This is a genomic window from Marinomonas algae (assembly GCF_047525555.1).
Lineage (GTDB): Bacteria > Pseudomonadota > Gammaproteobacteria > Pseudomonadales > Marinomonadaceae > Marinomonas.
On sequence record NZ_JBLIXK010000003.1, the window covers coordinates 260,940 to 282,523 of the forward strand.

The 21,584-nt window shown below is 41.7% G+C and carries 26 protein-coding genes; 17 read left to right on the forward strand and 9 right to left on the reverse strand.

Features of this window, described 5'->3' with window-relative positions; translation table 11 throughout:
- Positions 1–6: 6 nt before the first annotated feature.
- Both ACMUMQ_RS07515 and ACMUMQ_RS07520 read right to left on the reverse strand, forming a co-directional pair.
- Positions 7–1,191 (reverse strand): flagellar assembly protein T N-terminal domain-containing protein, encoded by a 1,185-nt coding sequence (locus ACMUMQ_RS07515; protein WP_414681374.1) that lies wholly within the window; start codon positions 1,189–1,191, stop codon positions 7–9.
- 11 nt (positions 1,192–1,202) lie between these two features.
- Positions 1,203–1,856, reverse strand: coding sequence for an LPP20 family lipoprotein (locus ACMUMQ_RS07520; RefSeq protein ID WP_414681375.1), 654 nt, complete (start codon positions 1,854–1,856; stop codon positions 1,203–1,205).
- A 349-nt stretch (positions 1,857–2,205) separates the two neighbouring features.
- Between ACMUMQ_RS07520 and dinB the strand changes: the two genes are divergently transcribed.
- From dinB to ACMUMQ_RS07560, 8 genes are all read left to right on the forward strand, one after another.
- Positions 2,206–2,697: a DNA polymerase IV gene (gene dinB / locus ACMUMQ_RS07525; protein ID WP_414681376.1), complete on the forward strand. Its 492-nt coding sequence runs from the start codon at positions 2,206–2,208 to the stop codon at positions 2,695–2,697.
- Complete coding sequence (locus tag ACMUMQ_RS07530; RefSeq protein WP_414681377.1) at positions 2,694–3,263, forward strand: DinB/UmuC family translesion DNA polymerase; 570 nt, start codon at positions 2,694–2,696, stop codon at positions 3,261–3,263. The genes dinB and ACMUMQ_RS07530 overlap by 4 nt, the downstream gene beginning before the upstream one ends.
- A 76-nt stretch (positions 3,264–3,339) precedes the next feature.
- Positions 3,340–4,320 (forward strand): hypothetical protein, encoded by a 981-nt coding sequence (locus tag ACMUMQ_RS07535; protein WP_414681378.1) that lies wholly within the window; start codon positions 3,340–3,342, stop codon positions 4,318–4,320.
- 348 nt (positions 4,321–4,668) lie between these two features.
- A complete protein-coding gene (locus tag ACMUMQ_RS07540) occupies positions 4,669–5,337 on the forward strand; it encodes an alpha/beta hydrolase (protein ID WP_414681379.1) in 669 nt (222 codons plus the stop codon).
- Between the two features lie 23 nt (positions 5,338–5,360).
- The gene (locus tag ACMUMQ_RS07545) at positions 5,361–6,176 is read left to right on the forward strand and encodes an inositol monophosphatase family protein (protein WP_414681380.1); all 816 of its coding nucleotides are present in this window, start codon (positions 5,361–5,363) and stop codon (positions 6,174–6,176) included.
- A gap of 77 nt (positions 6,177–6,253) precedes the next feature.
- A complete protein-coding gene (locus tag ACMUMQ_RS07550; RefSeq protein WP_414681381.1) occupies positions 6,254–6,715 on the forward strand; it encodes a DUF2489 domain-containing protein in 462 nt (153 codons plus the stop codon).
- A gap of 56 nt (positions 6,716–6,771) precedes the next feature.
- Positions 6,772–7,083, forward strand: coding sequence for a hypothetical protein (locus ACMUMQ_RS07555; RefSeq protein WP_317005070.1), 312 nt, complete (start codon positions 6,772–6,774; stop codon positions 7,081–7,083).
- Between the two features lie 30 nt (positions 7,084–7,113).
- Positions 7,114–7,944, forward strand: a complete 831-nt coding sequence (locus ACMUMQ_RS07560) for a mechanosensitive ion channel family protein (protein ID WP_414681382.1) — start codon at positions 7,114–7,116, stop codon at positions 7,942–7,944.
- A gap of 119 nt (positions 7,945–8,063) precedes the next feature.
- Here ACMUMQ_RS07560 and ACMUMQ_RS07565 read toward each other — a convergent pair whose 3' ends face one another.
- The 4 genes from ACMUMQ_RS07565 to ACMUMQ_RS07580 form a co-directional block, all read right to left on the reverse strand.
- Positions 8,064–8,792: an amino acid ABC transporter ATP-binding protein gene (locus ACMUMQ_RS07565; RefSeq protein ID WP_414681383.1), complete on the reverse strand. Its 729-nt coding sequence runs from the start codon at positions 8,790–8,792 to the stop codon at positions 8,064–8,066.
- Positions 8,789–9,445 carry an amino acid ABC transporter permease gene (locus ACMUMQ_RS07570; RefSeq protein ID WP_414681384.1) on the reverse strand — a complete coding sequence of 219 codons (657 nt, stop codon included), beginning with the start codon at positions 9,443–9,445 and terminating at the stop codon, positions 8,789–8,791. The genes ACMUMQ_RS07565 and ACMUMQ_RS07570 overlap by 4 nt, the downstream gene beginning before the upstream one ends.
- A 1-nt stretch (position 9,446) precedes the next feature.
- A complete protein-coding gene (locus ACMUMQ_RS07575) occupies positions 9,447–10,166 on the reverse strand; it encodes an amino acid ABC transporter permease (protein WP_414681385.1) in 720 nt (239 codons plus the stop codon).
- An 87-nt stretch (positions 10,167–10,253) separates the two neighbouring features.
- Entirely contained in the window at positions 10,254–11,141 is an 888-nt protein-coding gene (locus tag ACMUMQ_RS07580; RefSeq protein WP_414681386.1) for an amino acid ABC transporter substrate-binding protein, read from the reverse strand.
- Between the two features lie 309 nt (positions 11,142–11,450).
- On the opposite strand from ACMUMQ_RS07580, the gene greB reads away from it, so the two are divergent.
- Both greB and ACMUMQ_RS07590 read left to right on the forward strand, forming a co-directional pair.
- Complete coding sequence (gene greB, locus ACMUMQ_RS07585; RefSeq protein ID WP_414681387.1) at positions 11,451–11,924, forward strand: transcription elongation factor GreB; 474 nt, start codon at positions 11,451–11,453, stop codon at positions 11,922–11,924.
- 159 nt (positions 11,925–12,083) lie between these two features.
- A complete protein-coding gene (locus ACMUMQ_RS07590; protein ID WP_414681388.1) occupies positions 12,084–12,929 on the forward strand; it encodes a DUF72 domain-containing protein in 846 nt (281 codons plus the stop codon).
- Between the two features lie 14 nt (positions 12,930–12,943).
- Here the strand turns inward: ACMUMQ_RS07590 and ACMUMQ_RS07595 are convergent, their stop codons facing one another.
- From ACMUMQ_RS07595 to ACMUMQ_RS07605, 3 genes are all read right to left on the reverse strand, one after another.
- A complete protein-coding gene (locus tag ACMUMQ_RS07595) occupies positions 12,944–13,492 on the reverse strand; it encodes an NUDIX hydrolase (RefSeq protein ID WP_414681389.1) in 549 nt (182 codons plus the stop codon).
- A gap of 9 nt (positions 13,493–13,501) precedes the next feature.
- The gene (locus tag ACMUMQ_RS07600; protein WP_414681390.1) at positions 13,502–14,758 is read right to left on the reverse strand and encodes an HlyC/CorC family transporter; all 1,257 of its coding nucleotides are present in this window, start codon (positions 14,756–14,758) and stop codon (positions 13,502–13,504) included.
- A gap of 82 nt (positions 14,759–14,840) precedes the next feature.
- Complete coding sequence (locus ACMUMQ_RS07605; protein ID WP_414681391.1) at positions 14,841–15,608, reverse strand: cytochrome C assembly family protein; 768 nt, start codon at positions 15,606–15,608, stop codon at positions 14,841–14,843.
- Between the two features lie 128 nt (positions 15,609–15,736).
- Here ACMUMQ_RS07605 and ffh point away from each other — a divergent pair, with 128 nt between their 5' ends.
- The 7 genes from ffh to ACMUMQ_RS07640 all read left to right on the forward strand — a co-directional run bounded on the left by ffh (position 15,737) and on the right by ACMUMQ_RS07640 (position 21,584).
- A complete protein-coding gene (gene ffh, locus ACMUMQ_RS07610) occupies positions 15,737–17,119 on the forward strand; it encodes a signal recognition particle protein (RefSeq protein ID WP_414681392.1) in 1,383 nt (460 codons plus the stop codon).
- A 177-nt stretch (positions 17,120–17,296) separates the two neighbouring features.
- Complete coding sequence (rpsP, locus tag ACMUMQ_RS07615; RefSeq protein ID WP_191595974.1) at positions 17,297–17,545, forward strand: 30S ribosomal protein S16; 249 nt, start codon at positions 17,297–17,299, stop codon at positions 17,543–17,545.
- Between the two features lie 15 nt (positions 17,546–17,560).
- Positions 17,561–18,106 carry a ribosome maturation factor RimM gene (gene rimM, locus ACMUMQ_RS07620; RefSeq protein WP_414681393.1) on the forward strand — a complete coding sequence of 182 codons (546 nt, stop codon included), beginning with the start codon at positions 17,561–17,563 and terminating at the stop codon, positions 18,104–18,106.
- A gap of 22 nt (positions 18,107–18,128) precedes the next feature.
- Positions 18,129–18,881, forward strand: a complete 753-nt coding sequence (gene trmD / locus ACMUMQ_RS07625; protein ID WP_414681394.1) for a tRNA (guanosine(37)-N1)-methyltransferase TrmD — start codon at positions 18,129–18,131, stop codon at positions 18,879–18,881.
- 69 nt (positions 18,882–18,950) lie between these two features.
- Positions 18,951–19,313 (forward strand): 50S ribosomal protein L19, encoded by a 363-nt coding sequence (gene rplS / locus ACMUMQ_RS07630; RefSeq protein WP_414681395.1) that lies wholly within the window; start codon positions 18,951–18,953, stop codon positions 19,311–19,313.
- 101 nt (positions 19,314–19,414) lie between these two features.
- Positions 19,415–20,134, forward strand: coding sequence for a thioredoxin fold domain-containing protein (locus ACMUMQ_RS07635; RefSeq protein ID WP_414681396.1), 720 nt, complete (start codon positions 19,415–19,417; stop codon positions 20,132–20,134).
- 148 nt (positions 20,135–20,282) lie between these two features.
- Positions 20,283–21,584: a homoserine dehydrogenase gene (locus ACMUMQ_RS07640; RefSeq protein WP_414681397.1), complete on the forward strand. Its 1,302-nt coding sequence runs from the start codon at positions 20,283–20,285 to the stop codon at positions 21,582–21,584.

The following is a 21,584-nucleotide window of genomic DNA, read 5'->3' on the forward strand; positions in this document are numbered from 1 at the left end:
AATAGGCTACCAAGCAATAACGACATCCTGTTGTTGTACGTTTAATATGTGAGCGTCAACAACGAGTTCACCAATTGAAAAATTAGGCTGAACTTGTTTGATTGTAACACTGATGTTGGCATTGTTAAGCTGAGTTTGTGTTGACTGTCTTTGGTTGAATACTTCATAACGACGATAGACATTAAATGTGTCGCCTTGCTTTATGCCTGATAATGAACCAGCTGCTATATGTATTCTATTACCTTCGGTACGAAAAATATTGGCCATAAATGGCTGGCATCGCAATTGTTCACTAGTGTCTAATGCGCTTTCTTTTAACGCTTGTTGTACGACTCTTCCATAATGAACTGTCCAGAATTTTGCACTACCAAAACCTATTCTGGCGTGGTCTGAAATATCCCAATTACCTATTTCATCGTATCTATGTTCAAAAAGTAGGGCACCGCTAAAACCATCGTATATATAAATATCGACCACAAATTTTCTTTCTTTATCTATATCTTCCTCTAAAAGGTCTTTTGCGTCTTTGTTGTTTGGTTGTCTGAGGTAGACTTCACTGATGTCTCTGATAACGCCACTAACAATATACTGAACACCCAGTTGTTCACTTATTCTAGTAACGTTTGTGAGAGAGCCATCGAAGTTGGTTGAAGAAGGAGCGTTGATAAGATCAGGATAAATGGCGATGTTGGTTGCTGTAATTGCTCTAACGTAACCTTGCTTGTTTATTTCGTCGGCGAGGTGTTTTGGGAGTTCTCTTGCGATGTTGCTGAGTTCGCCTAGTCTTGCTTGCTGTGGATTCTGTAATTCAAACCCTGTGACGCCTACTGTTTTTCTATAATAACTTGTTGGGCCGCTGCTGCACTGTGAATCAGGAGTAACTTCTATTCGTGCAATAAGAGATAAAAAGTCTCCATTAACCTCTTCGGATAAAATGCGTGCCCGTTGAATGTGGCCAGAACTCCGAATTTCTATATTGGATTCGAGTTCTCCATTATTGAGTGTGTCTTTTACATTTACACGAGAGCCTGATTCAAGAACGGCTTGTTTAATGGCTTGTTGAGTGGCTCTGTATCTTGCGTCAGCAATGTCATTATTGTAGATGATGGCCTCACCTACAACGTCAACAGTTTCCGCAAAAGTGTTAATGGAGATTAAGAGGCCTAATGTAACAAACAGAGCATGCTTCAAGGTCAATACCGTTAATCAATGCTGTAGAAGTTTGTTGTTGGTCGGGAGCTTTCCACATTAATTGCTCGATAGCCTGGGTTTACTTGACAGTTAGGGTCTGTGTTGATGCCTTGGGAAGAAGTCACACATTGACGGAAGTTTTCTTGCAGCGCCATTTCGACTACGGTTTCAAATGTGCCATCTTCATGTTCACGTTGAGAGACCACTTTTGCACCTACGAGATAAGCATCTACATAAGTTCTTAATTCATCGTTTTGAATAACCATATTGCTCAAGGAGCTAGAACCGTCGATTTTTAAGCCATAAACTCGTTCCGATAGGTTTCTATATGCATCCAGCATAGAGCTACGAAGTGTCATTATGCGAGCTTGAGATTTAGATAAACGCTTGTTGGTTGTTAAAGCCGCGTAGCCCGTCGCTGTTACGATAATAGGTTCTTGTTTGATGACGGCGATGGTGTTGTTGGCATTTACTGCACCATTTTGTGTGGTCTGAGTATTATAAGTATTGGCGGTGGTTGTGGAGCCAATATTTCCCACAGTATTGCCATTGCAAGGAGCAACAGAGGTGCATGTTTCGGTTGACCCTTGCTGATTTAGGTTTTGGCAGCCGGCAAGGATGATTGCGCCTATAGTTATTAATAGAATTCGTAATGATAGTGTCATTGTGTGCCCTTTAAATGGAAGTCCTTGCTGCAAATGTGACTATACAGGTATTCATCATAAATAAATTATTCTAAAAATACCTTTGCTTTTCAATATCTTTAATTTGCTCAATAAAATGTAAACCATTTTACGCTCCAGCGTCCATGTTTGCTCGTGTAAAAAGGTGCTTTTCTTGGCTTTCGGCACAAAAAAAATCATTTGAAGGAGTTTTTTTTAAAATTAGCTAACAATCTTCTGTATTAATAAGGTTTTAATGAGAAGGTTTGTTTACTTTTCTTGGCTATGTAAATTACCAGACTAATGGGTGTACACTGTTTTTTTATACAGTTATTCTTGGTGTTCAATGCCAATGTCCCGAAAAATTATTCATATAGATGCTGACTGCTTTTACGCGGCGATCGAAATGCGTGACGATCCTAGTTTGCGAGATATTCCCATTGCTATCGGCGGGCCAGTGGACCGTCGTAGTGTTTTGGCGACGGCAAATTATGCTGCCCGTGTTTACGGTGTTCGATCGGCGATGCCCACCTCTGTAGCTAAGCGACTTTGTCCTTCGTTGCTTGTTATTCCTGGAAATATGGCGAAATACCGAGAAGCTTCGCAGCAAATGCAGGCCATCTTTCGTGAGTTTACTCATATTATTGAGCCTTTATCCTTGGACGAAGCCTATCTTGATGTGACGGATTCAGAGCATTTTCAAGGTAGTGCGACTCGAATAGCGGAAAAGATTCGTGCTCGGATTTTTGAAGAGGTTGGAATCACTGTTTCTGCTGGGGTTGCCACTAATAAATTTATTGCCAAAGTCCAGACCTACTATACTGTTTGTCAATGTTTGACATGACTAAAAGCTACATAAATAAAGCTTTTGAGTTTGTGTCAGAGATTCCTGTGAAGTCTATTTCTGGAATTGGGCGAGTGGCACAAGAAAAGCTTGCTGGGCTTGGTGTGTATACTTGTGCAGATTTACAAAAGCAGGATTTTTCTGTGTTACAGAAAGTGTTCGGCAGTATGGCGTTTCGATTGTCTCAGCTTGCTTTGGGAGTAGATGAACGCCCTGTTGTGGTTTCTAGAGAAAGAAAAAGCATTTCAGTCGAGCGCACTTTTGATAAAGATTTATCAGATATGAAAGCATGCCGAGATGTTTTACCTATGCTGTTGGCTGAGTTAAAAAGGCGGATGATGGGTAAAGGCGTTGATTCTCAGTTAAGTAAGTACTATTTAAAATTGAAGTTTGATGACTTTAAGCAAACGACAATAGAACAGCCGATTAAAAGCAAATTAACCGATGAGATCTTTTTTTCTTTGCTAGCGCAGGCTTGCTCTCGGTCTCTACGTCCAGTGCGCTTAATTGGTGTTGGTTATAGGCTTTCCCCTCCAAAACCGCTGCAATTGAATTTTGAATTTTGATGTGCAGTGTAAATATTGATCATTTTTTGTGCGGCTGACTATACTCATTAGAATAACTTCTATGGGAGGTGTTCAAATGTTTAAGCAACATAATAAATATAATTACGTCCATATGAGTCAGCCTGACTCTTTGTCTCATCGGCTGCGCTTTGAAGTTGAGCAAACTTTGTCTTCTCTATATGCCGATTCTTCCTTAGTAGATCTACTTGATAGTTTGTATTTACCTTTCTCCAGTTGGATTAATAAAAAAGCCAGTGCAGGGCAAGGTACTTTGTTTGTTGGTGTTGGGGGTGCGCAAGGTTGTGGTAAAACGACTTTTTGTAGTGTTGTTCGTCGAGTTTTGCACAAAGGGTTTGACTTGAATTGTGTGGTTTTGAGTTTGGATGATTTATACAGCACTCGATATGATCGCCTTAAGTTCGCTAATAAAACAACAAATCTGTTTTCCGTCCGAGGTGTGCCAGGTACTCATGATATTGAGCTAGCCATGATTCTTTTTGAGCGTTTAAAGAACCTTAAAGAAGGAGAGGTGATGCGACTGCCTTGTTTTGATAAGTCGATAGATGATCGTAAAGCGGTTCATTTGTGGCAAGAGGTTCAAGGGCCGGTTGATGTTGTGTTATTTGAAGGTTGGTGTGTGGGTGCTCCTCCGATGAAAGAGGGGTTAAATCATCCAATTAATTCACTTGAAGAAGAAATGGATGTGGATGGTTTATGGCGAAAAACGATGAATCAGCGTTTGGAGTTAGATTATAAAGAGCTGTTTTCTAAAATTGATTTAATGGTTTGGATGCAGGCGCCTCATTACGACGTGGTATATAACTGGCGTAATAAGCAGGAACGCATTCTGGAAAGCCATCTTCACGATATTCATGGCATTTTACTGGATACAATTGATTTAAAAGTCATGTCTGAAGCTGAGTTGAAGCGATTTATGCAATATTACGAGCGCCTTACTCGCCATTTATTGGCTGTTATGCCAGACCAAGCTGATGTACTTTTTACTTTAAATGAGGCTCAAGAAGTGATTAAGGCGCGCTATCCAACTGAGCATTAGTGTCTAGGGAAGGTGTTAACAAGTCCACTGGCTTCAGCGTGTGGATAAATCTTTATTACTCGAGGCAAGCTTCGCAGTCCAATATGAATATATTGGCAAGAAGCTTAACGAAGAATAAAAAGCGTTTAGCTCACGCCCTTCGGGTCTTTCAGAGAAACGGCCTCTCTGCGTTAAGAGTGATTGAAAGGTATTAACATTCCTGCTCACTCTTGCCTTGATAGACCGTTTCTCTGATAAGACTGAAGCTCAGAAGACTTATTCTCATCTTCCCTAGATATATCGAGAGAGAAACTTCATTGTGATAGGCTATGGCGATTGACATAGCCTATTTTTTTGGAGAGAGAAAGAATGACTGATTTATTGCCTTCTGTCATCGTAGAAACCAACCCTCAACCTGATGCCGCGATTATTTGGTTGCATGGCCTTGGATCGGATGGCCATGACTTTGAGTCTTTAGTGCCTGCTTTGTCTTTATTGCCAGATCTTGGTGTGCGATTTGTGTTTCCTCATGCCCCTAAGCGTCCAGTAACCATTAATGGTGGTATGGAAATGCGCGCTTGGTATGACATTTATGAAATGACACTAGAGCGCAAGGTGGATATGGCTAATATCGATGAATCTTATCAGCAGATTGAAGCCTTGATTGAAGATCAGATTAAACAGGGTATTTCGGCTGATCGTATCATTGTTGCAGGCTTTTCTCAGGGCGGTGTTATTGCTTATCAAGCAATGTTACGCACAAAACACACACTGGCAGGTGTACTTGCCTTATCGACTTACCTGGTAAATGGTGATGCTGTGCCTGAATCAGCAGAATGTATTAATGGCCAAACTCCGATCTTAATTCACCATGGATCGCAAGACCCGATTGTTGCGCCTGTTTTAGGTACACAAGCGAGGGATTTATTAGTCTCAAAAGGCTTCAGTGTCTCCTATCAATCTTATCCAATGCCTCATTCGGTGTGCCCTGAACAGGTTGACGATATTTCAGTCTGGCTTAATGAAAGATTGGCTTAACTTAAAAAAGCTGGGTGGATCTTATGATCAGTGGTTCTGATATCGAATGGTTAAACTTTGCTAAGTCGCTCGCTGTAAGCGCTGGCGAAATGATGATTGAGGCGAGAAATAAAGCGGCGTTTGTTCGTGATTATAAAAGTGATCACGAACTCGTGACGAGTACGGATTTAGCGATTGATCAGTTTTTATGTTCGAGTATTGCAACGCGTTATCCAGAGCATCTTATTTTATCTGAGGAGTCTTCACCGGATCTTCAATTCACCTCCAGCAATACACCTGTTTGGGTAATTGACCCGATTGATGGCACAGTGAATTTTGCTCATGGTCATGCACATGTCGCTGTTTCAATTGGCTTGTATTTAAATGGAGAGCGAGTTGTTGGTGTAGTGAATGCCCCATTTCTTAATGAATGTTATTGGGCTAGAAAGTCGCATGGTGCGTATTGCAATGATGAGTTGCTGAGTGTGTCTGGTAATTCAGTATTGCGTAACTCGCTGGTTGCAACAGGTTTTCCTTATCAAAAAGATGCTTTGAAACCGATACTTGAACGTGTTTCGCGTATTTTGCATGCTTGTCAGGATGTGCGACGTAATGGTTCTGCTGCGTTGGATTTATGTTGGGTCGCAGCAGGTCGTTTAGATGCGTACTTTGAGACGGTAAAGCCTTGGGATATGGCGGCAGGAGCTCTTATTGCAGAGGAAGCTGGTGCAAAAGTTGGGCGTTATTCTGTACCTCAGAATGATTGGCCAGAAGCGATCAATGGTGACTCGTTATTGGTGTCATCACCGGCTCTATTTGATGACTTATATGCTTTATTGCAGCCTGAATATTCGCTGTAATAAAGGGGTGAGTTTGTTGTTTTATAAAATCAGGTGGGTGTAATCGCTTGATATATTGGTTGTGAGTAAAATTTACTATGTCTTTAACAGTGTTTTTTGTTTTTCTTTTTGTTGCTGCTGGCATTATGGCGGTTTCACTTTGGTTTATTTTTCGTCAGCTTAAGCTTAATAAAATGCGTAAGCAGCGCATTATTGATGGTGAGGCTCGTTATCTTGAAGAACGTCAAAAGCGTATTGACAGTATTGAGGTGCTATTAAAAGTAGCGAATACGGATGAGATGGGTTGGATTGAAGCCAGTATTAGAATTAAAAACCTTCTAGATCAGTTGGGTGTTGATTTATCTGACCATGAAGACATTTCAGCTTTTTACATAGTGACAGAAAGCACAATGCATATTCCAACCCATGAGCAATGGAATTTGTTGCCTAAAGAGGCGAAAAAGAAATTCCGTAATGAAATGGTAAAATGCGAAGCCGATAATGCCGAGCACTTATTACGAGCTCAGAAAAGCTTAAGTTGTTACTCCTTTTCTGAATGATAGTTCAGCTTATCGTCTCAGCCGCTCTTTTATGTCTGCTCTTGCTGGGGCTTGTTTTGTTTTATGTAAAACGCCCTGCAAGACTGCCTTATTATATTTTTTCGCCCCAAGATTGTATTGAGTTTTTAACGAAAGCGATAAAGGGGGAGCTGCTAGAACATGAGTGGCATGCTTTTATAGGTATGGCGTTGAGAGGGGATGAGGAATTAGAAAAGTTACGAAAAAGCTGTTTATTTATCGATGAATATTGTGTAAAACGTACGCATTTATTGCACAATCGAAAGTGTTTGGCTTTTGATGATGAGGCAAAATCGCAGCTACAGGAATTGTTGGATGAGTGGCGCCATAAAGTTTCTTATGTAGCCTAATATGTTTTATATAGTGAAGGAGTTAATAGTATGAATGATATGCAAGATCTACTGGATCAAGGTGCCGAGTGGTTGCCACTTATTACTGAAGGGTTAATTAACCTGTTTTTTGGTTTAGTTATATTCTTTATTGGTAAATTTGTTGCTTCTAAAGTAGCTAAGTGGTGTGAAAACCGCATGTTGAAGTCTTCTGTTGATAAAGCAGTGGCGGGTTTTACGTCAAGTATTCTTTATGCCTTGATGTTTGCTGCAATTACTTTAATGGCATTAGGTCAAGTCGGCGTTGAAACCACTTCCTTTATTGCGATTCTTGGTGCCGCAGGTTTAGCGGTTGGCTTGGCATTGCAAGGCTCACTATCTAACTTCGCGTCTGGTGTGTTGATTATTATCTTACGCCCTTTCAAAAGTGGCGATTTTATTGATGGCGCTGGTCAAATGGGTACGGTAGATCGTATTGAATTGTTCCACACTTATTTAAAAACAACAGATAATCGTGTTGTGATTATTCCGAACTCAGCGGTAATGGGTGGCTCAATTGTTAACTTCTCTCGTGAAGCAACTCGTCGTGTAGACTTGGTTATTGGTATTAGTTACGACGCAGATATTCGTCTGGCTAAGCAAATCATGGAAGAAATTATCGCTGCTGATGAACGTATTTTAAAAGACCCTGCATGCACTATTGCAGTGTCTGAATTGGCTGATAGTTCTGTGAACTTTGTTGTACGCCCTTGGGTGAATGCAGCAGATTATTGGACTGTTCGTGCAGATGTTTTAGAGAAAGTGAAATATGCATTTGATGAGCGTGGTGTTGGTATTCCTTATCCTCAAATGGATGTACATCTTCACAAGCAAGAGTCGTAATATCTAAGCTCTTTGCTTTCAAAATGCCGCCAAGTGATTATGATTGCTTGGCGGCATTTTTGTGTGTAAGTTGAATTTAAATCTCTTCTTTCCTTAATTCTACCTACATATGCTTTTAATCAATGGGATAAGATTTTAGATAAGAATAGTTGTGCTCGATCACTTCTAGGTGACCCAAAAAACTCATCTTTTGGTGCGTCCTCGACAATGGATCCTTGATCCATAAACACAACTCGATCGGCTACTTTTTTGGCGAATCCCATTTCGTGGGTTACAACCATCATAGTCATGCCGTCATTAGCTAGCTCCACCATTACATCTAGAACATCGTTTATCATTTCAGGATCAAGTGCAGAGGTTGGCTCATCGAAAAGCATTGCAATGGGGTCCATAGCAAGACCTCGAGCGATTGCAACACGCTGTTGTTGCCCACCAGATAGTTGAGCTGGGAATTTAGAAGCATGATTGGCTAGTCCTACGCGCTCTAATAGCTCGATTGCTTTTTGCTCAGACTCACTATCGGAGCGACCAAGAACTTTCTGTTGTCCAATTTTAACGTTTTCTAATACGCTCATATGAGGGAATAATTCGAAGTTTTGAAACACCATGCCAATACGAGAGCGTAATTGGTTCAAGTTAGTCTTTTTATCTGAAACGGTTGTGTCTTCAACAATGATCTCTCCTTCTTGAATAGGCTCTAGACCATTAACTGTTTTGATTAAAGTGCTTTTTCCTGACCCAGATGGCCCGCAAACCACAACAACTTCACCTTCGGATATGGAAGTTGTGCAATTATTCAGAACTTTGAATGAGCCGTACCATTTGCTGACGTTTTCGATTTTGATCATCTTGATAATTTCCTTTGTAAGCGGCTGACAAGCATTGAACCTGCAAAACAGATTGTGAAATAGACAACAGCCACGAATATAAACATTTCGATTAATTTTTGATCGCGGTTAGCAATGAGTTCAGCACTTACTAAAAAGTCTTTTAATCCCACAACATAAACTAATGAAGTATCTTGAAAAAGGATAATTGCTTGTGTCAGTAGTACAGGAATCATTGCCTTAAAGGCTTGAGGTAGAACAACAAATCGCATTGTTTGTGAATAAGTCATTCCGATGGCTCGGGCTGCAGCAACTTGGCCTGAGCGTATGCTAGAAATACCCGCTCGTATAATTTCTGAATAATAAGCTGCTTCGAATAGAATGAACGCAACAAGAACTGAAGCGAATGCACCAACAGGGCGACCTAAAATTAATGGAACTAAAAAATATAACCAGAAAATGACAAGAATTAATGGCAGAGATCTAAAGAAATTAACATAAGCAGCGGCAGCCCAACTTAATACTGGTATCTTTGCTAGTCGGATCATTGCAAGCGCTGTTCCTATAATAATCCCTCCAACGATAGCGGCTACAGTTAATAAGAGTGTTGTTTTCATCCCTTCGAATAGAAATGGGAGATTATTGAATATTACGGCAAAATCGAAATCACCCATGCTATTTCTCCGCTGCTATCATGCCTGGAACATACAGGCGCTTTTCAAGGTAAAGCATAATACCCATGACAATGAAGGTAACTACGCTGTAAATGATTGTTGCGGCTGTAAAAGCTTCAAATCCTTGGAATGTATATTCTTCAATTTGTCGTGTCATTGCAGTGAGCTCGATTACACCTATTGTTAGGGCAAGTGATGAGTTCTTGAAGATTGTCAGAAACTCACTAGTGAGAGGAGCAATGATAATCCGGTATGCATTAGGCAGTAGGATATGAATATATAGTTTTGTTTCTGAGAGCCCTATTGCTCGACCAGCATTTCGTTGGCCAACACCAATTGCCTCGATACCTGAGCGTACTTGCTCACAAACTCTAGAGGCTGTGTATAAACCTAGAGCCCATACGGTAGTTGTGAAGCCTGGCATGGGCATTTCTCGCTTTACCCATCTTCCAGCATCTGCTGGGAGTAGTTCTGGAAACACAAAATACCAAAGGAAGAGCTGAACCAATAATGGCACATTACGAAATAGTTCAACGTAAGCAGAGCCAATAAAGCGTAAGTATGGATTAGTGGAGGTTCTCATTATCCCTAAAATAGAGCCAAGGGAAAATGCTATAACCCAAGCGCAGAGAGCGATCATTAACGTCCATTGTAGTCCGTCTACTAGCCACCAAATATAAGGGTCTCTAAAAAGAATCCCCCAGTCCCAATTGTACTGCATGGATTTTCCTCATAATGAACCTTTCAAGTGCTATGGCAGCTAGAGCCTAACACTTGAAAGGTTGAGCTTTAAATGGATAGTGAATGGTTAGTGCGGGTAGGCTTGAGTATCAAATGCACCTTTTAGGCGATCTGATAGTGGCATGTTGATGTTTGTAGGTCCTGGAGCAAACCATTTGTTGTATATAGTTTCCATTTCTCCTGATCTCATTAAATCAGACATTACAACACGGCCCAGACGCTCAAATGTTGAGTCGTTGCGTGGTACCATAACGGAATATGGGTCAAATGATAGGAATCGTCCAGTTACGTGATAGTCACTTGGATTTTGTGATTTAGATATTAAGCCGTATAACAGAACATCGTCAGAACCATAAGCGTCAATTCGGTCCGTAGAAAGTGCTAACCAACCTTGGCTATGATCTTTTACTGTAACAATTTCTACATCAATCCCAAGGTTAGAAATAGCTTCTTTTAGGGCTTTTTCATTTGTGGTGCCAGCAGACATACCAATGATTTTTCCGTCTAGATCTTCTATTTCAGTTATGCCAGTTGCTTTTTTGCTTGCGAGCTTTGTTCCGGTAATAAAAGTTGTTGATAAGTAAGCTACTTGTTTTTGGCGTGTTAAATTGTTGGTGGTTGAGCCACATTCGAGGTCGATAGTGCCATTTGCAATTAATGGGATACGTGTTTGCCCTGTTACAGGTACGTATTTAACTGTTAATTTATCGTTGTTTAATTCTGTTTTTATTGCTTCAACAATATTGAGACAAAGGTCTATTGAATAACCGATAGGCTCTTCCGAGTCACTGATATATGAGAAAGGGACGGATGTTTCTCGGTGCCCAATAGTGACGTATCCTCTTTCCATGATTCGTTTTAGAGTTGGTGAATCTCCAGCGTCAGCAAAGGCGGTGCCGGTGATACTTATTGCAGCGCATAGTGAAATAGCGGTTTTAATAATAAATTTTTTCATTATTGATCCTTTCTCTATTTTAAGTTTAGTAGTTAATGGCTCTGTATAAAAAATGTTCGAATTTATTAATGAGTTAATGTTGTTGTTTATAAAAGCACAGACTATGCCAATCGCTTGTATTATCTGAGGTTTCTCGCTAAGAGAAGGGTGTGCAGTTGTGTTGTGTTGTTGTGTGGTGCTTCATTGTGTTTTTTCTGAGGTGTGTGCACCAAAATAGGCTGTTTGGTTATATGTAAATATGTTGAAGTTATAAAAGGTGATTTTATTTTTCTCGCGTCAACTTTAATGTTTTGAGTTTTGGAGAGAGCTGTGCAAGCAAAGCTAATTACCCGTAAAGGTTATCAAAAGCTCAAGGATGAGCTTAATTTTTTATGGCGGAAGGAACGGCCGAAAATCACTGAAATAGTGACTTGGGCTGCGGGGCTTGGTGATAGGTCTGAGAATGCTGATTATCAATATAATAAGCGTCGCCTGCGGGAAATAGACAGAAGAGTTCGTTTCCTGCGTAAAGTTCTAGAAGATATTCAGATAGTTGACTATCACCCTCAGCAAGATGGGAAAGTGTTTTTTGGCGCATGGGTTATGCTGGAGGATGATGACGAAAACACATTGCGTTTTCGTATTGTTGGAGGGGAAGAAATCTACGGTCGTGATGATTACATATCGATTGATTCCCCAATGGCCAAGGCGTGTCTAGGAAAGCAAGTCGATGACGAGCTTGTTGTTCGTGCTCCATCAGGAGATAAGGTCTGGTATGTTTTGGATATTCAATATGAGAAATAATCGCTTAAAAGAGAATTTATTTAATTGTTCTACGCGGTGTGGATATCGTTTCAAAGATTTAAATGATGACGTGACTATTCATCTCGCAGCAGGAGATAAAGCATATTTTATTGAGGCGATTGAATATCGATCTATAGAGTCGTGAGAATTTATTATGGCATGGCGCAGTGGCAACACCCTGCGTGGACAAACTGGCTTTATCCAAGTTCGCTTCCTGCCTCTGAAAGAATAGGGCGCTATTCAGACATTTTTCCCACCGTTGAAGTCGGTAGTACTTTTTACACAAAAGTCGATCAAGCCCAGTTGCAGCGTTGGTATGAAATGGTGAATAACGACTTTCGCTTTTGTTTTAAAGTGTCTCAAGAGATAACTCATCGTTTAAATGAGCGTTCTTGGGGAGAAGTCGTTGCAGATTGGTTGAGTTTTATGGAATCGCTTGTACCTTTGCAGTCAAAGCTAGGCCCCACTATGCTTCAATTTCCTTCGTCTTGTGCTGGAGAGTCGCTGAAAAAGATATTGTCTCTGTGTGATTTGTGGGAGCTAGAGGTGCCTTTATCCGTTGAAGTTCGGCATTTGTCGTTCTTTGATAAAGGAGTGGTTGAGAAGGGGCTACTTGCAGGGTTGTCGAATGCAGGTGTTAATCGAGTAGTGATGGACTCAAGGCCTATTTTTTCCACGCCAGCTTATTGTGAAAGCTTGGTTGATGCTCAGAGAAAGAAGCCAAGAGTGCCTTGTCATCCAGTTGCTACCGCTCAACATCCAGTTGTGCGCTTTATTGGTCATCCAGACTTATCGTTAAATGAGGTTTGGCTAGATCAATGGGCGCTAAAATTGTCTCAATGGTTGAAAGAAGGATTACAGCCGTTTGTGTTTGTTCACTCGTCCGATAATATTGCTGCGCCAACATTAGCTGCAAGACTGGATGAAAAGGTAAATTTGCTTGTCCCTGATTATCAGCCAGCTTTGTTATTGCCAGACTCTCAGGAACAAATTGCGCTTTGGTAGGGGGTGTTTGCTTTTTATTTTGAACAAAGCTGATCGACTAGAATGACGTCGTCATGAAAACCATAGTGCCCAGCTTCATGGTCTTGAATAAAGAGCTTTAATGTTTTGCTAACGCTGCTAAACGCAAGCTCATTCCAAGGGATGTCTTTTAATTCAAACAGTGCTACTTCCGAGCTTTCTTCTGTCGGATGGAAGTCGTCTTTTTCTAATTCGGCTAAATAGAACAGGTGAATCTGATTGATATGAGGGATGCTTATCATGCTAAAAAGTTGTAAGCATTTAGCGACTGAGCCGCTTTCTTCTAGGGTTTCTCTTAGTGCGCCTTCGCTGGTGGTTTCTTGGTTTTCCATGAAACCAGCTGGTAAAGTCCAAAACCCTAGGCGAGGCTCAATATTGCGTCGACACAACAGAACTTTTCCCTCATAAAGAGGAATGGTGCCTGTAATAAGGTTTGGGTTGTCATAATCTATGTTCCCGCAACTTGGGCACATTGCCCGCATTCGGTTGTCTCCGGCCGGTATCGCCATGTTGACTGAGTGGCCGCACTGGGAACAAAATCTCATTATGTTTCCTTATCGCTTTAGTTGGAGCTTAGCGTATTTCACAATTTTGTCTTCGATCTCTTGGATTTCAATCATATAGTGGCCAACCCATAAACTGATAGGGTGTTCTGGGATGAATTCCAATGTTTCTATGATTAGGCCGTTTAGTGTTTTGGGTCCATCAGTAGGCAGGTGCCAATCGAGTGTTTTGTTGATCTCGCGGATGTGAGTGGAGCCTTCTATTCGGAAGGAGCCATCATCTAGTGTTTGTATCTCCTCTTCTTCATCCTGAGTCGGTGGGGTGAATTCGCCAACGATTTCTTCTAGTACGTCTTCTAGAGCGGCAATACCTTGGACATCACCATACTCATCCACCACTACGCCCATTTGTTGATGGTCTTTTTGGAAGTTGAGAAGCACTGTGTTTAGAGAAGTGCTTTCAGGGATGAAATACGGTTCAAGTGTTGCCTTTAATAATGCGGCTTTGGATGGTGTAGGGTCGCGCAAGAACATTGCAGCGTGTCGTGCGTGAAGAATACCAATGATTTTATTGATCTCGCCGTTGTAGACAGGCATTCGGGTGTGTCTGCTTTGGCAAATTTGTTCGATGATCTCTTCGATTGAGTCTTCAATGTCTATGCCGACAACTTCGTTTCGAGGAATCATAATGTCTTCAACAGAAACTTTTTCCAGGTCAAGAATGGAAATTAACATTTCTTGGTGGGCTGCAGGAATCAGTCCACTGGCTTCGTTTACAACTGTTCTTAATTCTTCGGAATCCAATGTGTCTTGTTTGTTTTGAGAGGCGTGAACGCCAATTAAGCGTAACAGACCATTAGATAAGCCATTAACTAACCATACAAGTGGGTAGAGTGCTTTTAATAAAATAGCGAGCACCCAAGAGGCTGGGAAAGCAATTTTTTCTGGGTGGATAGCGGCTAATGTTTTCGGCGTAACTTCGGCAAAAATCAATACGATCATAGTAAGTGCCGCTGTGGCTATTGCTACACCGGCATCGCCCCATAAGCGAACAGCAATAATGGTTGCTATTGCGGAAGCTAGAATGTTGACAAAGTTGTTACCAATTAAAATAACGCCAATAAGTCTATCAGGGCGTTCAAGAAGGGTGTTTACCTTGATTGCAGATCGGTTCTTGCTTTTGACAAGATGCTTCAGGCGATATTTGTTAATCGACAGCATTCCTGTTTCAGAGCTCGAAAAGAAAGCGGAAAGTAAGATAAGACAGAAAAGTATTCCACCAAGAATACCTAAGGGTACTTCGTTCAAAAAGGGATCGCCTCAATTATTTAGATAAATGGATTATTAGTTCTTAAGATCTGACTGTCAAACTACTTTGATCTAATTGTGATTAATGAAGCAAAATTTGCAATGCAATACGACTACCGAAGTAGCCAAGCATTAACAGAAAAAAGCCACTTAGCGTAAGTTTTACGGCTAGTTGTCCGCGCCACCCTACAATGTGCCTACCTAACAAAAGTCCTGCAAAAACAAACCAAGACATAATGGTGAAGAAGGTTTTATGAGCAAGGTGTTGAGCAAACATGTCTTCGATGAAATAAAAACCTGTCGCTATTGTTATGGTTAACAATACAAAAGCGGCCCAAATGAACTCAAACATAAGCTGTTCTAAAACTTGCAGAGGGGGCACTCTTAATAGCTGTTTTAGTTTGTGATGTTTGAGTTGGTATTCTTGAATTGCCAGCAAAATGCCAACTCCGCAAGCGGCAGTAAACAAGCTATAAGCAGCAGAAGCAATTAAGATATGAGCGCTGGTGCCCCAAGAATTGCTATGCAGTTGCATTAAATCCCAAGGTTCTATTGCATTGAGGGCAATAATGATGGCGCCAAGAGGGAAGGCAACGCCTAATAATAGAGAGAGATCTTTATCGCGATTGCTAAACCAAAGTAGGCTATTGCCAATAAACGCAATTAAAAGGCCGATGGTTAAAAAATTAAAACCGTCTTTATTGAGTAAAAGTTGGATCAAAGAAAATGTATGGGTAGCGAGAGCTAATGCGCCAATATGTTGTGTGAAGCGGCTTTGCGGACGGGCGAAATAAGTTGCGCCGGCAATTATAGAAGCGAGACAGGCAAGCCAAAGCGATAATTGAATCATGAAACTAAAGGTTCCGCTGAGTAAAGGTATAGGGTGAAAAACATTTATCCGTTATAATAGAGCCAATTTCACCTTGGATAAACTGAAACCGTAGGTTTTTTCCATTTAGAACCAAATTTGAGGGCAATATGTTCGACAATTTATCGAATCGCTTAACTTCCTCGCTTGATCATATTCGAGGTCGAGCCAAACTGACAGAAGAAAACGTAAAAGATGTTTTACGTGAAGTGCGTATGGCGCTCCTTGAAGCTGACGTCGCGTTGCCTGTTGTAAAAGATTTTATTGCCGCTGTAAAAGAGCGAGCAATTGGTACTGAAGTATCAAAAAGCCTAAGCCCTGGCCAAGTCTTCCTTAAAATAGTGAAGCAAGAGCTTGAAAACGTAATGGGGCAGGCAAATGATGACCTGAATCTTCGTGTTGCGAGTCCTGCGGTTATTTTATTAGCGGGCTTACAAGGGGCGGGTAAAACCACTTCTGCGGCTAAGTTGGCAAAATATTTAAAAGAGCGCGAAAAGAAATCTGTTTCTGTCGTTAGTGCCGATGTATATCGCCCGGCTGCGATTAAACAGCTTGAAACGCTTGCGGGTGAAGTCGGTGTTGACTTCATTCAGAGTGATTTATCTCAAAAGCCAATCGACATCGTAAATGGTGCTATCGATTACGCTAAGAAAGCGCATAAAGATGTATTGATTGTTGATACGGCAGGTCGTTTATCTGTTGATGACGCCATGATGGCGGAAATCAAAGAGTTGCATGCAGCTGTTAACCCAATTGAGACCTTGTTTGTTGTCGATTCGATGACAGGTCAAGATGCAGCGAATACAGCGAAAGCCTTTGGTGATGTGTTGCCGCTAACAGGGGTTATTTTAACGAAGACGGATGGTGACGCCCGTGGTGGTGCGGCATTATCTGTGCGCCACATCACTGGTAAGCCAATTAAGTTCTTAGGTGTTGGTGAAAAAGTTGACGCACTGGAACCATTTCATCCTGATCGTTTAGCTTCTCGTATTCTTGGTATGGGCGATATGCTTTCTCTTATAGAGCAAGCTGAGCAGAAAATCGACAAGGATAAGGCTGAAAAATTAGCTGGTAAGCTTAAAAAAGGTAAAGGCTTTGATTTAGAAGACTTTAAAGAACAGCTTCAGCAAATGAAAAACATGGGTGGAATGAGCTCTATGTTGGATAAGCTTCCAGGTATGGGGCAGCTGGGTAATATTCAAGATAAAGTGAATGACAAAATGTTCGTTCAAATGGAAGCCTTGATTAATTCTATGACACCAGCGGAGCGTCGTAATCCAGATGTGATAAATGGCTCTCGTAAGAAGCGTATTTCAGCCGGTGCAGGTTTGCAGATTCAAGATTTGAATCGCTTGTTGAAACAACATAAACAAATGCAAAAAATGATGAAGAAATTCAGCTCTAAAGGCGGAATGCAGAAAATGATGCGCGGATTAGGTGGAATGATGCCGGGTGGCGGTATGCCAGGCGGTGGTGGTTTCCCTAGAATGTAGAGCTAATTAGCTGTTTTTACAGGTGGTTTTTAAAAAACTACTACTTTAATTGAAAGGGCGAGCAAATCGCCCTTTTGTTTTTCTAGTTTATCGACTAGAATATGCCGCCTTCTTGTAGTATGAGTCTAAAATCCGACTCGGCAAGAGGGTTTCGTTAAGCAATAAGGAGCCAATCAAATGGTAACTATTCGTCTTTCTCGTGGTGGCTCTAAAAAGCGCCCATTCTATCACTTGAACGTGGCTGATAGCCGTCGTGCACGTGATGGTCGTTACATCGAGCGTTTGGGTTTCTTTAACCCTATTGCTCGTGGTCAAGAAGAACGTCTACGCATCGACTTAGATCGCGTAAATCACTGGGTTAGCCAAGGCGCTCAACTTTCTGACCGTGCTGCGCAGCTTGTAAAAGATGCTAGCAAAAACGCTTAATACTGAGGTAATGCTATGTCTAAATTGAAACAAGCGGCCGCTCCTGAGCAAGCCCTTGTTGTTGGACGCATTACATCAGTTTACGGTGTTAAAGGGTGGGTGAAGTTATATTCACACACTGACCCAATGCAAGGAATCTTTGATTATGCGCGTTGGTGGTTGAAAACTCCTAGTGGGTGGAAAACCGTAGAATTAAGCCAAGGGCGTTTGCAAGGGCGTGGTTTGGTGGCATCGGTAAAAGGTTATACCGACAGAGATCAAGTTAAAGAAATCTGTGGTATGGACATTTACATTGATGGCAAGGATCTACCAGCATTAGATGAAGGTGATTATTACTGGAGTCAGTTGGAAGGTCTAAGGGTTATAACCAAAGAGGGTGTCCTCTTAGGGAAGGTTTCTCAACTTATGGAAACCGGTGCGAATGATGTTGTTGTTGTCCGTGCGTGTGAAGGCAGTTTTGATCGAGAAGAGCGATTGATTCCGTATGCTCCAGGAACTTATGTTTTGAACGTTGATTTAGAACAGCAGGAAATGGTAGTAGATTGGGATCCCGAATTTTAAACAGATAAGCTGAGGTCACAACGTGAAGGTTAGCGTTATATCGCTCTTTCCGGAAATGTTTCAGGCCATTACTCAATATGGAGTAACAGGCAGAGCCATTAAATCAGGGTTGGTTGAAGTGGATTTTTTAAATCCTCGCGACTTTACTCATGATAAACATAAGACTGTAGATGATCGTCCTTATGGCGGTGGCCCTGGGATGCTGATGAAAGTTCAGCCTCTCAAAGATGCGATTGAGTGTGCCAAGAAAATGGTGCCCAATGCAAAAGTTATTTATCTATCCCCTCAAGGGCGTACGCTAACGCAAGAAGGCGTGCAACAGCTTGCTAAACAAGCAGAATTTATTCTGGTAGCAGGTCGTTATGAAGGAGTTGATGAGCGTTTGATTCAATCTGAGGTTGATGAAGAATGGTCGATTGGCGATTTTGTCCTAAGTGGTGGTGAGTTGCCGGCTATGGTGCTCATGGATGCTGTATTTCGTATGGTTCCAGGAGTGTTAGGAAAGCAGGCCTCCGCAGACGAAGATTCGTTTGCCGATGGTTTGTTGGATTGTCCGCATTATACTCGCCCAGAAGTATTAAATGGTGTGCCTGTGCCGCCTGTACTACTTAGTGGCAACCATGAGGAGATTAGACGTTGGCGTTTAAAACAAAAGCTCGTAAGAACTTTTCAGCGCCGGCCAGACCTTCTGCAAGAACTTGAGTTGGACAAGGAACAGCAGAAGTTGTTAGAAGAGTTTATTCGCGAAACTGAAGATTCAACCTCGGCAGAGTAGGAATTGCGAGCTTATCAGAAAGAAGAACCTTCGTACTGATAAGAAACCATATCATTAGGAGTCACATCCATGAGCAATAAAACTAAACTGATTCAGCAATTAGAAGCTGAACAGATGACAAAAGAAGTTCCAGCATTCGGTGCTGGTGATACTGTTGTCGTTCAAGTTAAAGTTAAAGAAGGTTCACGCGAGCGTCTACAGGCCTATGAAGGTGTTGTAATTGCTAAGCGTAATCGCGGTCTTAACTCAGCATTCACTGTTCGTAAAATTTCTAGCGGTGTTGGTGTTGAGCGTGCTTTCCAAACATACAGTCCTCTAGTTGAGAGCATTGAAGTGAAACGCCGCGGTGACGTGCGTCAAGCTAAGATCTTCTACCTACGTGATCGTTCTGGTAAGTCTGCACGTATTAAAGAGAAACTAACTAAACGTTAATATTCTCTACCTAAAAAAGGCGACGCAAGTCGCCTTTTTTTATGGAACTAACGCCCTTCTATATGGCCTAATAGAGACTGTTTCTGTCTTTGAGGTCCTTCATGAATAAAGTTTTCAGTTCACTGGCTCATCGTTTTGTTATGGGTGCGGTGATGTTCTCGTTGTCTAGTGTTTCTTTTGCGGATGAGGCGACTGTTTTGTCGTCTATTCAAGCTGCTTTACCTCAATATGAAATAGAAAGTGTCGAATTGCATAATGGCGCTGGCTTATATGTTGTGACTCTGGCTGGTGGGCCTGTGTTGCATGTCACTCAGGACGGCAAATATTTTGTTGCGGGTGATTTGTATCGTGTCGAAGGTGAGTTGCTGGAAAATGAAACAGAGAAAGCCAAATTAGCAAAAGTCGAAGCGATACCTGAATCGGATATGATCGTTTATAAAGCGCCTAACGAAAGGGCGCATATTACTGTTTTTACGGATGTTGATTGTGTTTACTGTCGTATGCTTCATAAAGAAGTGGCTCAGTTAAATGAGTCTGGTGTGACAGTGCGTTATCTTGCTTATCCTAGATCTGGAGTTGGGTCAGAGTCTTATCAAAAAATGGTCAGTGTTTGGTGTTCAGATGACCCGAAAGAGTGGCTTACCGATGCAAAACTAGGGAAAAGTGTCCCAGCGAATAAATGTGTGAATCCAGTTGCAGATCAATATAACTTGGGTAATGAAGTGGGTGTGCGTGGTACACCGAGTATTATTTTAGGTGATGGTACGCTTTTGCCAGGGTATTTGCCTGCTGCACAATTGGTTGAACGTCTTGGGTTATAGCCTTATCGCAAAATATTTCACCAAACATAGGCCTACTTCAGCCTTTTGTACGTTGGGTTTGCGCCGTTCTCTCGGTATAATGTGTCGGTTTTACATTTAATTGAATTACTTATAAATAAAAATTAAATCATCTCTGTGGGGTATTGTTTTGAAACCGGTAAAAGTCGGAATTTGTGGGCTAGGAACTGTTGGGTCTGGCAGTTTTAACATTCTTCGGAATAATGCGGAAGAAATTACACGACGTGTTGGTCGCAGCATTGTGATTGAGCAAATTGGCGCTCGTCGTGATAATGATATGTGCGACACCACCGGTATGAATGTTACACGTGATATTTTCGGCGTTGCTAACAATCCAGAGATTGATATTGTACTGGAACTAATTGGCGGTACTACGGTTGCAAAAGACTTGGTTTTAACGGCTATAGCGAATGGCAAGCATGTTGTAACAGCCAATAAAGCGCTTATTGCGGAGCATGGCAATGAGATCTTTGCTAGAGCCCAAGAAAAAGGCGTTATGGTCGCTTTTGAAGCGGCAGTTGCTGGCGGTATTCCGATCATTAAAACCTTGCGTGAAGGCTTATCTGCCAATCAGATCGATTGGTTGGCTGGTATTATTAATGGTACTGGTAACTTTATTCTTTCAGAAATGAGTGAGAAGAAGCGCGACTTTGACGATGTTTTAGCTGAAGCACAAGCGCTTGGTTATGCTGAGGCCGACCCTACATTTGACGTAGAAGGGATTGATGCTGCTCATAAGCTAACCATCCTTGCCTCTATCGCATTTGGTATTCCTCTACAATTTGAAAAAACCTACACAGAAGGCATTAGCCGAATTACAGCTGAAGACGTGGCTTTCGCAGACCAGCTTGGTTACTCGATTAAACACCTCGGTATTGCTCGTCGTACTAAGAGCGGCATCGAGTTACGTGTTCACCCAACCTTGATTTCCCATAAGCAATTGCTTGCCAATGTAAATGGTGTGATGAACGCGATTATGGTTCAAGGTGATGTTGTTGGACCAACGTTAAGCTATGGCGCAGGCGCAGGTGCTTTGCCAACAGGCTCTTCTGTTGTAGCTGATGTGATTGATGTTGCTCGTACGCTTACTGCAGATCCAACCAATCGAGTGCCTCATTTGGCTTTCCAAGCAGACGCTTTGTCTGATACGGAAGTGTTGCCGATTGAAGAGATTGAGTGCGGTTTCTTTCTAAATATGACGATTCAAGATCGTGCAGGTGTATTAGCCAATATTACTCAAATTTTGTCTTTGAATGGCATTAGCATCGAGTCTCTGATTCAGCGTGAGAGAGAAGGCAGTGATTTAGTGCCGCTTGTCGTTATGACTCATGATGTGAAAGAACGTAATATGAATGCTGCGATTGCGGCAATTGAAGCCTTGCCGGATGTTGCAGGTACTGTTCAACGAATCCGTGTCGAAAACTTGGCATAA